The organism is Daejeonella sp., assembly GCF_030695525.1.
In the GTDB taxonomy this organism is placed as follows: Bacteria; Bacteroidota; Bacteroidia; order Sphingobacteriales; family Sphingobacteriaceae; genus Daejeonella.
In genome coordinates this window covers 16,550-31,849 of sequence record NZ_JAUYSS010000056.1, presented here as the reverse complement: position 1 = coordinate 31,849, position 15,300 = coordinate 16,550, and the positions used below count along the sequence as shown (strand labels likewise).

The following is a 15,300-nucleotide window of genomic DNA, read 5'->3' as shown; positions in this document are numbered from 1 at the left end:
ATTATGGCTCAAAAGAAAAAGTTTAAACTGGGTATTAATACCTTAATTTCATGGGGTGCCTCCGTAGTTATTGTTGGTCTGATGTTTAAAATCCTTCACTGGAAGGGTGGCGAGATCATGATAGCTGTTGGACTAATCACTGAAGCCATATTGTTTTTTGCATTGGGCTTTAAAGCTGAATCTTCTGAGCCCGACTGGACCAGGGTATATCCGGAACTTGATGAAGAATTTAAGGGTGAGTTATCCCGGCCGGCATTATCAGGAACAGGGTCTTCAACTGCCGCATTGGATAAAATGATGTCTGATGCTAAGATCGGGCCTGAACTGATTGAAAGTCTGGGCACCGGTTTAAGAACATTTGGAGATAAGGTTTCTGCAATTTCCGGCATGGCTGATACTGCAAGCGCAACTACTGAACTGACTTCCAAAGTCAGAACTGCTTCAGGTAGTTTTGATAATCTTAATAATGCCTTCGAAAAGGCAACGGTCAGCCTTAGGGAGATGGCTGATACAAATATTGACTCCAAATCATACCATGAGCAGGTAAATAACCTTGCAAAAAATATTTCAGCACTAAATGCAGTTTATGAACTGGAATTACAGGATTCAAGTGCACATTTAAAATCAATGAATAAATTCTACCAGAATCTTTCTCTGACCATGCAAAATTTTAATGAGTCAATGGAAGATTCCAAACAATTCAAAGAGGAAGTTGGCAAACTGGCAAAGAACTTATCATCCCTAAATTCTATTTATGGGAATATGCTTTCTGCTATGAATCAACCTAATCGGGGATAATTGGTACACGAATTATAGATTATTAATTTTTTAAATAAAATTGCATGGCTGGAGGTAAAGAAACCCCAAGGCAGAAAATGATTGGAATACTTTACCTGGTTTTATTAGGTTTAGTAGCACTGAATGTCAGTGATTCAATTTTAGAAGCCTTCAAAAATTTAACGGATAGTTTAAATGCTTCAACAGCAAATGTTCAAAGTGGGGTAGATGCAACTTATACTTCTTTTGAAGCAACAAAGTTGAAGGATGAGCCTGTCAGAGCTCGCCCGATCTACGACAAAGCTAAAAAGGCAAGTTCTTATACTGCAGAGCTTGAGGCATATGTGGCTGATATAAAAAAATTATTAGAAACTGAAGGCGGAGGATATAATGAATCGACAGGGGATATTAGTAAAAGAGATAACCTCGATATATCTCCACGCTTAATGATTAATGGGAAAGATCCCCGTGCAACTGCACTAAAGAATAAGATTAACGATACGCGGACCAAGTTACTTGCCTTGCTCGATGAAAAAGAACGTTCCGGGATCAATTTTTCTCTTGAAGCCCTGGATCCGCCAAATCGCGGCGGGGTGAGTAGAAGCTGGGAGCAATCTAATTTTGGGGATGGTATTCCTCTGACTGCAGCCCTAACAGCTTTGGCTAAAATCCAGGCCGATACAAAGAATGCTGAGTCTGAAGTTGTGAAAAGAATTCTTGGCAAAATGGATCAGGCAGTAGTGAATCTGGATCAGTTTTCTGCAGTAGCTGTTGCTCCAACTTCTTATCTTATTGCAGGTCAGCCTTATACAGCAGAAGTGTTTTTAACCGCGTCAGATTCTAAATCTAGCCCCGAAATATCTGTTAGTGGTTCACGACTGCAGGTTAAGGATGGTAAAGGAATGTATACAGTCAATACTTCCAGGGAAGGAATATTCAGCTGGACCGGTACTGTTCGTGTTAAGCAAACTGATGGAACGATAAAAACATATACTACTTCGGAACAAAAATATCAGGTATCCCGCCCTTCGGCAGTTGTTTCTCCTGATAAAATGAATGTATTTTATGTGGGTGTTCCCAATCCGGTTTCGGTATCCGCTCCCGGTATTCCCAAAGAGAGTTTGGTAGTTACTATCAGCGGAGGTACAATCACAGGTTCCAATGGCAAATATACAGTGACTGTAAGTTCACCCGGAACGACTGCTAAAGTCAATGTTGCTGCTAATGTCAGCGGTAAGGTTCAGAATATTGGTTCAAGTGATTTCAGAGTAAAGCGGATTCCGGATCCTAAAGCAAAATTTGCAGGTAAAACCGGAGGGGCTTTAAGTTCAGTAGTTATAAAGTCGCAAAATTCAATTTTTGCCATACTTGAAGGTTTTGATTTTGATGCTAAATTTAATGTTACGAGATTTAGTCTGGTGATTGCCAGACCTCGTGCAGATGTTGTTGTATTACAAGCCAATGGAAATTCATTCAGTGCTCAAATGAGCGCAGCTGTGGCCGCAATAACGCCAGGTACAAGAGTTATATTTGACGATATTGTTGCGGTTGGTCCTGATGGAACCCAAAGGCAACTTGATCCAATGGCTTTTAGAGCAAATTAAGTGCTATGAAAAAGATATTTTTTGTCCTCATTTTGGTTGCTGGTGCTCTTCAATTGAGTGCTCAGGCACCTAATTTAACGAATGATACCAAACCTAAACCGGCAGAAAAGCCTCTGGATGGATATTATAAAAAGACCAATATTATTAGTGCAACGGTTGCTCCATATGCTAATCTGAGAGAATCGGATGTGATGTTCAGCAAGCGTGTATGGAGGGAAATTGATGTCCGCGACAAGGTGAATATGATTTTTGCATCACCTAAGGCTCGTCTTATCACTATTTTAACCGATGCAATTATGGCTGGTGAGCTCACTGCATACGATGCAAGCAGCACTAAAGATGATGTTAATGGAGATGAGTTTAACGTGATTCTGAAGCCTGAACAGGCAATGGCTAAGTTTGCTGACAGTGTTTTAGTTCCGATTTTTGATACAGACGGTAACCAAACCGGGACGGTAGTTAAGGCTGGAGAATTTAATCCTGATAGTATTTTAAAATTCCGTATCAAGGAAGATTGGATATTCGATAAGCAACGCTCAGTTTTTGAACCGCGTATCATCGGAATTGCACCAATGATCCGTATTTCAGCAGCGGGTCAGTCTTTTGATGAGCAACCTGCATTTTGGATCTACTTTCCTGAAGTTCGTCATTTGCTGGTTACCAAGCCCGCAGTTAACCGGAATAATGATGCCACCGGGCTGAGCTTTGATGATTTATTTATGAAGAGGATATTTGCGAGTTATATTGTAAAGGAATCTAATCCCGAAGATCTTCGTATTAAGGATTATGCAATTGGAATCGATAAGCTTTATGAATCTGAGCGGGTGAAGAAAGCCCTGATGGATTTTGAACATGATCTTTGGTCATATTAATCAGATTTAAAAAATTCTAGTACAGCATCGGTCTGGCTTTTATTTAATACCTCAAGGAGTTCAACTTTTGAAGCTTCTTTAATCTTTTTTACTGATCTGAAATGTCTCAGTAATTTTTCAGCAGAGGCTTTACCAACTCCTGGAATACTTTCAAGTTCACTTGCAAGGGTTGCATTATTTCGTTTTTTTCTATGAAAAGTAATTCCGAAACGGTGCGCTTCATCCCTTAACTGCTGTATAATTTTTAATGTTTCAGACTTTTTATCAAGGTATAATGGGTACTGATCACCAGGATAATAGATTTCTTCAAGTCGTTTGGCGATGCCTATAATAGTGACCTGTTTATCAATGCCTAATAATTTTAAGCTTTTTATTGCCGATGACAGCTGGCCTTTGCCCCCATCAATCACGATGAGTTGTGGCAGACTTTGATCTTCATCAAGCAACCTTCTGTACCTTCTGAAAACGGCTTCCTCCATAGTAGCAAAATCATCAGGACCTTCAACTGTTTTGACATTAAAATGCCTGTAATCCTTTTTTGACGGCTTTGCGTTCTTAAAAACTACAACTGCCGATACCGGAAATTTTCCCTGAAAATTCGAGTTGTCGAAACATTCAATATGTATTGGCAATTGATTTAAACGCAGATCCTTCATCATTTGAGCCAAAAGCCTGTCTGTTCTTAATTCCGGATTAAGTTTTTCGTATTGATCTAATTTTTCTCTCTTAAAATAAGCTACATTCTTTTGTGAAAGTTCCAGCAACTTCTTTTTCTCTCCCAGCTTTGGGACAGTGAATTTTATCCCCGAGTCTGGAATTTCAAGTTCAAAGGGTATAATAATCTCTTTAGAATTGCTGTCAAACCTTGATCTGAATTCGGTAATTGCTATACTTAACAACTCTTCATCAGATTCATCAAGTCGCTTTTTGATTTCCAGGGTCTGGGTTTGAATAACCGTACCGTTCATTACTTTCAGGAAATTCACAAAAGCATGTTTCTCATCTGTCGCGATGCTGAAAACATCCACATCTGTTATAGATGAATTCACAATGGTTGATTTACTTTGATAATTATCCAGCAGCTCAAGCTTTTGCTTCAGGTGGTGTGCAAGCTCGAAGTTGAGTCCGTTTACTGATTCTTCTAGTTGACTTTTAAGACGTCTGATCACTGAACCTGTTTTCCCGTTCAATATTTCTTTTATCTCCGAAATGCTCTGATCGTAATCATCTTCTGATTGGTAGGCCTGGCAAGGTCCTTTGCAATTGCCGATCTGATATTCAAGACAAACCCTGAACTTTCCTGAATGAATATTCTCAGGGGTCAGGGGCAAAGTACAGGTTCTTAAAGGATAGATTTCTTTGATCATCCCTAAAATTGTATGCATCATCCCTACAGATGCATAAGGACCAAAATAAGTTGAACCATCCCTGATAATCCTTCTTGTCCAGAAAATGCGTGGAAATTTTTCGTTTTTGATTATGATCCAGGGATAGGTCTTATCATCTTTCAGCATTACATTATACCTTGGCTGATGTTTCTTGATCAGGCTATTTTCAAGTAACCAGGCATCAATTTCGGTATCAACAATGGTGAAGGTAATTTTCCTGATCTTGCTGACCAGAATTCGGGTTTTAGCATTTACCCGAAAATTATCTTTATTGAAATAGGATGAAACCCTGCTTTTCAGATTTTTGGCTTTACCGATATAGATCAGCTCATCCGTATCTGACCAAAATTGGTAGATGCCGGGTTTAGGCGGTATATTCTTTAATTCGGGTCGGGGATCAAATTCTTTCATATCAGAATAAAAGCGGCGCTAGCCCGGGTTTATATCTATTCAAATCGAAAGGGCAGGAATACATATTTTATCAGAATCCCAGCTTTTTATCAAGTTCGCTAACTCCGGACTGATGTTTTGTATATTCAGCACAATCAATAACTGTTGTAATCCCACCTTTTGGAGGAGGGAAATCACCTTTGCTATATTTCAATGCGGGATCTGCGTATACCTTTTGCATATATAGTCCAAAAATAGGTAGGGCAGTATTAGCTCCTTCCCCGAAATTGGTAGAAGTAAAATGGATCGCTCTGTCTTCTGCGCCGGTCCACACACCAGTAACTAGTTCCGGAGTAATACCAATAAACCAACCATCAGAGTTATTATTGGTTGTACCGGTTTTACCCCCTATTGGATTGGTGAGTTTGTATTTCCATCCTAATCTTACACCGGTACCCTCCTTGACAACGCCTTTTAACATGTCAGTCATCACATAAGCCGTCTGTTCATCCAGAACTACTTTGATACGGGGCTTCCGTTCATAAATGACATTGCCATTCTTGTCTGCAATTCTCAAGAGGTATATAGGTTCAGTCCAGATTCCATGATTTACGAAAACAGAGTAGGCACCAACCATGTCATATACCGAAGCTTCAAAAGATCCTAAAGCAATGGATGGGAAGGCTGGTACAGGGCTAGTGATACCCATGTTTTTAGCCAGTGTCGATACAGCAGTGGCCCCCACCTGTTTCATCAAGTACATGGTTGCATTGTTTTGGGAACGGGCTAAAGCTGTTTTCAGAGTGATAGGGCCAGGTATTGGTTTATAGGCTCTTGGATTATAGCTTGTACCATCGCCTGCATCAATACTTACCGGTAAATTGTCAACCATAAAGCATGGAGAATAACCGCCATTCCCAATTGCAACGGCATATGTAAATGGCTTAGAAGTAGATCCGACTTGCCTTGTCCCGATTTTCACCTGATCATATTTGAAATGGCTAAAATTTATACCTCCCACCCAGGCGCGTACATATCCGGTTTGGGGTTCCATTGACATAACTGCGTTACGCAGGAGTAATTTATAATATTTGATAGAATCAATAGGCCGCATCAGTGTATCGATTTCTCCTTTCCAGCTAAAAATGGTCATCTGAGCAGGTGTCCTAAAGTTTTGAATGATTTCTTCTTCTGTCTTTCCTTCAGATTTTAGTTGCTGATAGCGGTCTGAACGGCGCATGCCTTGATCGATTAGGCCCTTGGCCTCTTTAAAATCGAAAGGGTTTCGACCTTCCCAGGAATTGTTAAAACTGACCTGCAGGGTTTTCAAATATTCCTGTTGCGCATCTTCCGCATATTTTTGCATCCGCGAATTGATTGTTGTATAGATCTTGAGGCCATCCCTATCCAAATCATAAGGGGTTCCATCAGCTTTATAAATCGAGTTTTCTTCGAGTGTTTGTTGAATATCTTTTTTGAGTACTGCCCTGAAATAGGGTGCCGATCCCTCATTATGATCAGAAGGGTTGAATGCCAGTTTTATCGGGCTATTCTTCAGCAGTTCTACCTCAGCATCACTGATATAATTTGCACCATGCATGTTTTCCAGGACCGTATTTCTGCGTCTTAAAGCTCTTTCAGGATTACGGTGAGGGTTATAAAGCGAAGGGCCCTTAAGCATCCCGATAAGGATTGCTGCCTCTTCTGGTTTTAGTTTATCAGGTGTTGTACTGAAGTAAGTTCTGGCTGCTGATTTAATTCCGAAGGTATTGTATGAACCGAAATCTACAGTATTGAGGTACATCGTTAGAATTTCCTCTTTGGTGTACTGTCGTTCCAGTTTTACGGCAACAATGAGCTCTTGTGATTTCTGTATCAGTCGCTTGCTAAAGTTTCTGGACCTTCCTTCCTTTGAGAATAGGTTTAAAGCTAATTGTTGGGTAATTGTACTTGCTCCCTGTCGCTTTCCTATCAGATTATAGAAGATAACGGTAAAGGTACGTTTGAAATCAATTCCGGAGTGACTGTAAAATCGGATATCTTCAGTTGCAATCAGGGCATTAATCACATTAGGAGAAATTTCATCGTAACGAACATTGGAGCGGTTTTGAACATAATAGGTGCCTAAAACAATGTCATCACTCGAAATAACCTCTGATGCCTGATAACTCTTAGGGTTTTCGAGCGTGCGAAGGTCAGGGAGTTGTCCAAACAATCCAAGGCCGATGCTGAAGATCAGTAAAGCTCCAAATGCAATTAACCCCAGGATCCATTTCCAAAAGAGGATAGTATAGCGATTTAAGTCATGCTGAGTCAGCTTGTTATTCATATCGGGATATATTAATAGTTCTTTTTAAAATACTCGACATAAAGGTCGAGTGTTTCTTTATCAATTATTTTTTCAAGATTCTGGGAATTAATTATGAAACTATTGTATCTGTCTACAGGTATCTTCATAATTGTCCTCATCAGTGGGCTGATATTAGTAAAATAAGTTGTAGCCGCCTCCTTATCTGCAAACGGACCTACAAATATCAATTGATTTTGGTTAGCAACTGATTTTAATTGATGTTTTATTGCTGATCCTGGTAAATTGGCTCTGTTAAATTGTCCGATCCCAAATCTGGAGGAATTCAAATTAACTGAAGGGTCAGAAATATTCACAACAAAATAATGCTCAGCTGAGTCTTCCTTCCTGAAAGGACCGGTTTCTGTCCCAATGTCTGATTTAAGGGCATTAGGTTTATCCTTATGATCTTCACTAAGATTACTTTTTATTTCAGGTTGCTGGACCAATATAAGAGGCTCTGGTTCCTGAAAAAATCTGTTATTGAAATCCAGGTTGCTTAAGGCAACACTGCGATCTGCCATTGCAGCTCTGTTCGTATCGATGAATGCAAGATGTTGCTTGATGAGAGGAACAATGAGTTTTTCTTCGGGAAAATTACTAACTATCTCTTTGAAAGCATTTTCCAGTCCGGGAAGTTTTTGCGTATGTCCAATGGCCAGTGAATTTAAATAAGCCAATTGTGCAGGCACTTTTTGAATGCCGGAAACTAGTCTGTACTTTTCAATTGAATTAAGTATTTCTGTATAATTCTTGTTAACATAAAGGTCGTAAATGTCATTGTATAGGCGATTGAAGGCGGCCTCCTGCTCATCCAGTTTATTATTGAATTCGGGGTCTAAAATTATTTTTGCAAATGGGGAATCAGGGAATTTGCTCAGAAGAATGTTTTTATACTCGTCAGAACGTTTCTTATCGGCAGTACTGTATAGTCTGTACAAATTATAATAAACTGCCAGATTGTTATGATTTTCAGGAAATCTATTTAATAATTGCTCATAGATTTTTACCGCTTCAGCAGTATCAGCTGAGATGTCACGATAATAATTGGCGATATCGTATAGTGCTGATGCTATTTTCTGGTTTGATTCAAGCATTTGCTCAGGACTTATTGGAACCGACATGAGAAATTCCTTTATCTGTGCTTCCGTATCGACCTCAGTTTTTATTTCCGGTATCGGAAGAAAGTTCCCTGAAACAATGCCAGGGTCAGGGAGAATCGAAGCAGGCATTTCAGAAGCTGTTCTCTGGCTTCGCCTCCAGTTATCTTCCAGTTTTCTGGTACCCCAACGGTTTTTGAATTCGGCGAGACCCTGGCTTAATGCCACTGAATTATTAAAATAGAATCTTGTATCACGCGAACCTGCAGGTATTTGGCCAACAGCCATAAATGGATTTCCTGCATCGGCTGAATTTGATCTGATCTGTTCTTTTGCAGCTTGTGCGAGGACTAGGTTACTGATTCTTTCTCTGCGCTCAGGATCAGGTAATGTGGCCAGCATTTGCAGCGTGTCCTCTCTGGCAATGGTATTTAAACCCTTTGCCAGCAATTCCAAATTATCCGCCTTCCTTTTTATTTGCAGGTAATCAGGATAATTATTGGTCAGACTGGTTAGTGTACTGTCATAATATGCCTTAGCCATTAAGAAATCTGACTGATTGAAGTGAATCTCGGCAAGCTCAAGATAGGCCAGCCCTTTCAGGTTTGTATTTTTTGTGCTTTTTGAAATAGCCAGATTGTAATTTTCGATTGCTTTTTCAAGATTATCTGCCTGCGCATAGCTATTAGCTATCTGAAAATAGACCTGATCAAGCAGTTCCCTGTTCTTGTCATCCTTTAGCAGGGCCATAATTTCTCTGGTTCTTCCTGAAGTATCGCCGCTAAGTTCGGTTTTAAGATTAATCCGACTAAGGTTTGCGTTAAATGCCATATCGAATGGGGCATTGCTTTTTATCACCTTCGTATAATTCGCTAAGGCATTCTGAGGATTATCAGTAATTTCATATAGCTGAGCAGCTAGATAGGTCCAGCGGATCTTCTTCTGCTTATTTTTGACTGTTTTTATCGCCTTTTCCAGCAAGTTTATGGCTTGTGCATCGTCCTTTGCATAGATGTAAAGTTGTGCACGGCTTGCATAAATATCGGCAACAGATTTTTTTTCTGAATCAATATTGCTGAGAGCTGTGTCCAGTGTACTTTCAGCCTCTTCCATACGGTCGGAAGCAATCAAGGATCTTGCCTTCCAGGCAAGGGCCGCCTGCCTGATTTCTTTCTCTTTAGGATAGTTGATATAAACGTAGTTGAAAAATTCAACAGCATTGAAAAAATTTGACTTCAAATGGTTTGCTTTACCGATAAGAAAATAGGCATCATCTACATATTTACTTAATGATTTTTCATTGGCAATTGTATTTGCCTTTAAGATTGCATCATCCAGATTTTTTAACTCTGATTGGGATAGACTTTCATTTGGCTCTTTATAAACAGTAATCAGCCGATCGTAATTATCAGCGTAAGATAACTGGATGTTTTTTTCACTTATATTAACAAGTTCTTTAGCATTGTAGAGTATATTATAATGAGCCGTTAAGTTCTGCATACCTCTGCTAGCCACAGTTTCTTTCTGTGAGCTGCATGAAAGAAGACAAAAGCAAAAAAAGCAGCTTAATGATATAAAACGAAATGCAATCAGGATATTTGAATTCAATTTAATTTTGCTTGAAATATATAACAGAATCTTTGCAAAGTTATTTTATCATAACGGATTTGTCCTGATAAATATAAACTCTTTCTGTCAGAAAACTGTTTCAATTGCCTGAGCTAAATGTATTCGGCTTTTATTTATTCCGCTGAATACTTTAATATTTTGATAATTTTACGCTGTAAAATGAGAGAAATGAACCATCAGGATGAAAATCAAAAAGTGAAAAGCAAAACTGATGGGCTAAAAGCTGAAAAGCAGTCGCTGAACACTTATGCTAAATATACCGGTGTGGCTTTTCAAATGATGGCAATAATCGGACTTTCAGCATATATTGGTTATAAGACTGATGAATATTATGATCATAAGACTCAATGGGTAACGGCGCTTGCATGTGTTTTAGGCGTTATCTTATCAATTTACCAGACCATCAGACAGTTAAAACCATGAGTATTTATCGTTTTTTCATTTATTTTATTCTGTTTACAATTCTTTTGGCTAGTGGACCCCTGGTTTTTGAGCTATTTTTTCCAGAAATACAATTTTTAATCCCAAAGTTTTGGGCATTGTTCTGGGTATTTGAAATTTTAACCCTCAGTATCTATCTTATTGCTTCCTGGAGGATGAGAATCAGTGATAGGGCTTCAGGTCAGGCATTGCTCGGAAGTGTTACAATAAAGCTACTTTTTTGCATGATAATAGCCTTTGTTTACATCAACGCAAACCCGGTTGATCCCCTTAAATTTATCATCAATTTTTTTTATCTATATTTCTTTCATACAGTGTTTGAAATATATTGTTTGTTATGTAACTTGCGCAACCAAAAATTTAAGTAAATTCCTTATAATAAATGGATTTGAGCCATATTTTCAATTCAAAAAAATTCTTCAGCATAGCTATTTGTGCAGTTTTATTTTCGATTTTGAGTTTTTCTTCTTTTTCCCAGGAGCAAGTATCATCAGATACAACACATGCTTCTGTAGCAGATGCACATGATGCTAAGCCGGAAAAAGATGAAGATATCTCCAAGATAATTCTGCATCATATTGCAGATTCCCACGAGTGGCACTTTTTTGGTCATGTAGCACTTCCTTTACCCGTTATTTTGTGGACTGATAAGGGATTGGTTAGTTTTCTTTCCAATAAGTTCGGACATAACGATAAAGGCACTGAATTATTGGATGCCAACGGAACCCAATTGGTTTATTATCACGGAAAGTATTATTATCCTGAATCGGTTAAAAGTGCGGATGGAACTTATATCGCACACAACAATAAGGGAGAGATCATGAATATGAAGCCTCTTGATATTTCAATAACTAAGAATGTTGTTTCTTTGTTAATCTCAGTAACTATTTTACTTGTGGTATTTATCGGGATTGCCAATACATATAAGAAGCGTGAAGGTAAAGCCCCGAAAGGTTTGCAGTCTATTCTGGAGCCTATTATCATCTTTGTTCGCGACGATATTGCCAAGCCGCAATTGGGTCATAAATACAGAGGCTTTATGCCCTATTTATTAACGGTATTTTTCTTTGTGTGGTTAAATAACCTGATGGGCTTGATTCCTTTTTTCCCGGGAGGTGCAAACTTAACTGGAAATATAGCAGTGACTATGATGTTAGCACTATGTACCTTTATTCTGACAACTGTAAATGGTAACAAGAATTATTGGGGACACGTATTTACCCCTCATGTTCCATGGTGGTTATATCCATTAATGATCCCTGTTGAGATCATAGGTTTGTTTACCAAGCCAATTGCCCTGATGATTCGTTTATTCGCAAACATTACTGCAGGTCACATCCTTATTTTAAGTTTGATCTCTCTGATCTTTATCTTAAAATCGGTCCTTGTAGCCGGTATAGCGGTTCCGTTTGTTCTTTTTATCAGTGTAATCGAGCTCGTGGTAGGTTTTATTCAGGCATTCATTTTCACCATTTTGTCGGCCTTATTTATAGGCATGGCAATTGAAGAAAAACATGCTGAGCATTAATATGAATTTATTTTTTGTTTAATATATATTTAAAAATCAGATTATGATCGTAGGAAGTATCGCTGGTATTGGTGCAGGATTAGCTGCTATCGGAGCAGGCATTGGTATCGGAAACATTGGTGGAAAAGCCATGGAAGGTATGGCTCGTCAGCCAGAAGCAGCCTCTAAAATTCAAACAGCTATGTTAATTGCAGCAGCATTCGTTGAGGCGGTAGCATTGTTTGCAGTGGTTGTTGCGTTCTTAGGAACAGGACAAGTAAACTAAAAAAGTAAGGCTTGTGCGATTGGCACCAGCCTTATTTTATTGTTTTGATTGATTATTAAATAATATAACAAAATGACATTACTGGCATTAAATCCATTAGTTTCTCCGGATCCGGGTTTATTTATCTGGTCAACAGTAGCTTTTTTAATACTGTTCTTCCTTTTAAGCAAATTTGCATGGAAGCCTATCGTAAAGGCACTTGATGAGCGTGAGCGTTCAATTGAGGATGCTTTATCCAAAGCCGAAATGGCTAAAGCTGAAATGGCTAAGCTAATTAGTGAAAATGAAGATCTTTTAAAAGAAGCGCGTTTAGAGCGGGACAATATTCTTAAAGAAGCCAAAGAAATTAAAGATCAGATCATCAATGATGCAAAAGATCAGGCTAAGACTGAAGGAACTAAATTGATCGAAAAGGCAAAGGACGAGATCACGAACCAAAAGCTTGCTGCTATGGCAGAGATCAAGAACCAGGTTTCAAGCTTGTCATTAGCTATTGCTGAAAAAGTATTGCGCAAGCAACTGGAGGATCAGGATAAGCAACAGGCTCTTGTTAATGACCTGTTGAAAGAAGTAAAACTTAACTAAGTTGACAATTGACAGTTGACAGTTGACAGTTTGAAAGAAGAAATTCAAATAACTAGTAACTAACAACTAACAACCCGATAGCTATCGGGTAACAACTAATACTATGTCAGAAATACAAGTTGCATCGCGTTACGCAAAATCTATCATTGACCTGTCTGTTGAGCAGAATGCTCTTGAACTGGTGAAGAAGGATATTGAATTGTTTCTGGGAACATGCAGGGCTAATCCAGCTTTGCAGGCTATTCTTAAGAATCCGATTATAAGTCTTGAAAAAAAGGCAAATATTCTGGATGGCTTATTTGGGGATAAGTTGCATAAAATGATTCTTTCCTTTTTTCATATCGTAATCAGGAAGGGCCGTTCAGAAATTTTATATGCAACAGCCAAGGAATTTATCAATCAGTACAACATTATTAAAAATGTTGTAAAGGCTACCGTAACCTCAGCTTCTCCACTAAGTAAAGAAAATTTGGCTCAGATAGAAGAAGTGGTGAAGAACGCAACAAAAGGAGAGGTTATTCTTTCAGCTCAGGTTGACCCTGATCTGATCGGAGGATTTATTCTGAAAGTTGGCGATAAGCAGTTTGATACCAGTTTATCCAGTAAGCTGAATAAACTGAAAAAAGAATTTGAACTTAACTAAATAACCCCAAATACACAAAGGGCTTTTTTGCTTCCTGATAGGGGTAGGGGGCATAAGATTTACAATATAAAAACAAAAAATACTACTATGGTAGAGGTAAGACCAGATGAAGTTTCGGCGATTTTAAGACAACAACTTTCCGGCTTTAAGTCGGAGGCTGAACTCGAAGAGGTTGGCACCGTATTGCAGGTGGGTGATGGTATCGCGCGTGTATACGGTTTAACTAAGGTTCAATCAGGTGAACTGGTAGAATTTGATAGCGGTTTACAAGGCATCGTATTAAATCTTGAAGAAGATAACGTAGGTGTCGTGTTACTTGGTGCTTTTGATGAAATCAAAGAAGGTGCAACAGTAAAACGCACCAATAAAATTGCTTCCATCAAAGTTGGTGAAGGAATGCTTGGCCGTGTAGTTAACACACTCGGTCTTCCAATTGATGGTAAAGGTCCAATTCTGGGTGAAACTTATGAGATGCCTTTGGAGCGTAAAGCACCGGGTGTAATCTATCGTCAGCCGGTTACTGAGCCTTTACAGACAGGTATCAAAGCAATTGATGCGATGATACCAATTGGTCGTGGGCAGCGTGAGCTTGTGATTGGTGATCGTCAAACCGGAAAAACTGCGGTTTGTATTGATACTATTATCAACCAAAAAGAATTTTATGAAGCAGGTAAGCCTGTATTCTGTATATATGTGGCTATCGGTCAGAAAAACTCTACTGTAGCCCAGATCTTAAAAGTATTGGAAGAAAATGGTGCATTGCCATATACAGTGATTGTTGCGGCTTCTGCTGCTGATCCTGCTCCTATGCAGTTCTACGCTCCTTTCGCAGGTGCTGCAATTGGTGAGTTCTTCCGTGATACCGGCAGACCGGCATTGATTGTGTATGATGATCTTTCAAAGCAGGCTGTTTCCTATCGTGAGGTTTCCCTTTTATTACGTCGTCCTCCGGGCCGTGAGGCTTATCCTGGTGACGTATTCTACCTGCATAGCCGTTTACTTGAACGTGCAGCTAAGATCAACCAGAACGACTCTATTGCACAATCAATGAATGATCTTCCTGAATCAATTAAACATATCGTTAAAGGTGGAGGCTCCTTAACTGCATTGCCGATTATTGAAACTCAGGCAGGTGACGTTTCTGCATACATCCCAACCAACGTAATTTCGATTACAGATGGTCAGATATTCCTTGAGTCTAACTTATTCAACGCAGGTGTTCGTCCGGCAATTAACGTAGGTATTTCGGTATCACGTGTAGGTGGTAATGCGCAGATTAAGTCGATGAAGAAAGTTGCAGGTACCTTGAAACTTGATCAGGCCCAGTATCGTGAATTAGAAGCCTTCTCAAAATTTGGTTCTGACCTTGATGCGGCTACTAAATCTGTCTTGGATAAAGGTGCACGTAACGTGGAATTGTTAAAGCAGGCACAGTTCTCTCCAGAGACAGTTGAAAAGCAGGTTGCAATTCTTTACATAGGTACCAAGAACCTGATGAGAAATGTTCCGGTTAATAAGGTGAAAGCTTTTGAAGCGGAATTTATTCAACAACTTGAACAACGTCATCCGGAAGCTCTACAGGGTTTGAAAGCCGGTAAACTTGATGATGCGATTACAAGTGCTTTGGAAACAGTAGCGAAAGAGCTAAGTGATAAATATTAAAAGATATTAGTATTGAGTATTGAGTATTGAGAAACACACATCTCAATACTCAGTACTCTATACTTTGTA

Annotated in this window: 12 protein-coding genes; 9 read left to right on the top strand and 3 right to left on the bottom strand. The window is 39.1% G+C overall.

Translation table 11 applies throughout. The features are described 5' to 3' along the window. Positions 1-3: 3 nt before the first annotated feature. The 3 genes from gldL to gldN are packed head-to-tail and all read left to right on the top strand — an operon-like array spanning position 4 to position 3,253. Positions 4-798, top strand: a complete 795-nt coding sequence (gene gldL, locus Q8S11_RS13065) for a gliding motility protein GldL (protein WP_305662555.1) — start codon at positions 4-6, stop codon at positions 796-798. A gap of 44 nt (positions 799-842) precedes the next feature. Continuing rightward, a complete protein-coding gene (gene gldM / locus Q8S11_RS13060; RefSeq protein WP_305662554.1) occupies positions 843-2,381 on the top strand; it encodes a gliding motility protein GldM in 1,539 nt (512 codons plus the stop codon). Positions 2,382-2,386: 5 nt separating this feature from the next. Next, positions 2,387-3,253 (top strand): gliding motility protein GldN, encoded by an 867-nt coding sequence (gene gldN, locus Q8S11_RS13055; RefSeq protein ID WP_305662553.1) that lies wholly within the window; start codon positions 2,387-2,389, stop codon positions 3,251-3,253. On the opposite strand, the gene uvrC is transcribed toward gldN, so the two are convergent. The 3 genes from uvrC to Q8S11_RS13040 form a co-directional block, all read right to left on the bottom strand. Beyond that, complete coding sequence (uvrC, locus tag Q8S11_RS13050) at positions 3,250-5,052, bottom strand: excinuclease ABC subunit UvrC (protein WP_305662552.1); 1,803 nt, start codon at positions 5,050-5,052, stop codon at positions 3,250-3,252. The two genes, gldN and uvrC, sit on opposite strands and share 4 nt — an antisense overlap. A gap of 70 nt (positions 5,053-5,122) precedes the next feature. Further along, the gene (locus tag Q8S11_RS13045; RefSeq protein ID WP_305662551.1) at positions 5,123-7,360 is read right to left on the bottom strand and encodes a penicillin-binding protein 1A; all 2,238 of its coding nucleotides are present in this window, start codon (positions 7,358-7,360) and stop codon (positions 5,123-5,125) included. Between the two features lie 11 nt (positions 7,361-7,371). After that, a complete protein-coding gene (locus Q8S11_RS13040) occupies positions 7,372-9,993 on the bottom strand; it encodes a tetratricopeptide repeat protein (RefSeq protein ID WP_305662550.1) in 2,622 nt (873 codons plus the stop codon). Positions 9,994-10,275: 282 nt separating this feature from the next. Here Q8S11_RS13040 and Q8S11_RS13035 point away from each other — a divergent pair, with 282 nt between their 5' ends. From Q8S11_RS13035 to atpA, 6 genes are all read left to right on the top strand, one after another. Then, a complete protein-coding gene (locus Q8S11_RS13035; RefSeq protein ID WP_305662549.1) occupies positions 10,276-10,530 on the top strand; it encodes an AtpZ/AtpI family protein in 255 nt (84 codons plus the stop codon). 472 nt (positions 10,531-11,002) lie between these two features. Further along, entirely contained in the window at positions 11,003-12,076 is a 1,074-nt protein-coding gene (atpB, locus tag Q8S11_RS13030; protein WP_371135166.1) for a F0F1 ATP synthase subunit A, read from the top strand. Positions 12,077-12,122: 46 nt separating this feature from the next. Beyond that, entirely contained in the window at positions 12,123-12,341 is a 219-nt protein-coding gene (gene atpE, locus Q8S11_RS13025) for an ATP synthase F0 subunit C (RefSeq protein ID WP_090705041.1), read from the top strand. Between the two features lie 72 nt (positions 12,342-12,413). Further along, the gene (locus tag Q8S11_RS13020; RefSeq protein WP_305363446.1) at positions 12,414-12,926 is read left to right on the top strand and encodes a F0F1 ATP synthase subunit B; all 513 of its coding nucleotides are present in this window, start codon (positions 12,414-12,416) and stop codon (positions 12,924-12,926) included. Positions 12,927-13,029: 103 nt separating this feature from the next. Beyond that, positions 13,030-13,569, top strand: a complete 540-nt coding sequence (atpH, locus tag Q8S11_RS13015) for an ATP synthase F1 subunit delta (RefSeq protein WP_305662547.1) — start codon at positions 13,030-13,032, stop codon at positions 13,567-13,569. A gap of 87 nt (positions 13,570-13,656) precedes the next feature. Continuing rightward, positions 13,657-15,231: a F0F1 ATP synthase subunit alpha gene (gene atpA, locus Q8S11_RS13010; RefSeq protein WP_305662546.1), complete on the top strand. Its 1,575-nt coding sequence runs from the start codon at positions 13,657-13,659 to the stop codon at positions 15,229-15,231. Positions 15,232-15,300: the final 69 nt, after the last annotated feature.

Coding starts and splice junctions, on each gene's coding strand:
- gldL (WP_305662555.1), top strand. CDS start 4: ATGGCTCAAAAGAAAAAGTTTAAACTGGGTATTAATACCTTAATTTCA.
- gldM (WP_305662554.1), top strand. CDS start 843: ATGGCTGGAGGTAAAGAAACCCCAAGGCAGAAAATGATTGGAATACTT.
- gldN (WP_305662553.1), top strand. CDS start 2,387: ATGAAAAAGATATTTTTTGTCCTCATTTTGGTTGCTGGTGCTCTTCAA.
- uvrC (WP_305662552.1), bottom strand. CDS start 5,052: ATGAAAGAATTTGATCCCCGACCCGAATTAAAGAATATACCGCCTAAA.
- Q8S11_RS13045 (WP_305662551.1), bottom strand. CDS start 7,360: ATGAATAACAAGCTGACTCAGCATGACTTAAATCGCTATACTATCCTC.
- Q8S11_RS13035 (WP_305662549.1), top strand. CDS start 10,276: ATGAACCATCAGGATGAAAATCAAAAAGTGAAAAGCAAAACTGATGGG.
- Q8S11_RS13020 (WP_305363446.1), top strand. CDS start 12,414: ATGACATTACTGGCATTAAATCCATTAGTTTCTCCGGATCCGGGTTTA.
- atpH (WP_305662547.1), top strand. CDS start 13,030: ATGTCAGAAATACAAGTTGCATCGCGTTACGCAAAATCTATCATTGAC.
- atpA (WP_305662546.1), top strand. CDS start 13,657: ATGGTAGAGGTAAGACCAGATGAAGTTTCGGCGATTTTAAGACAACAA.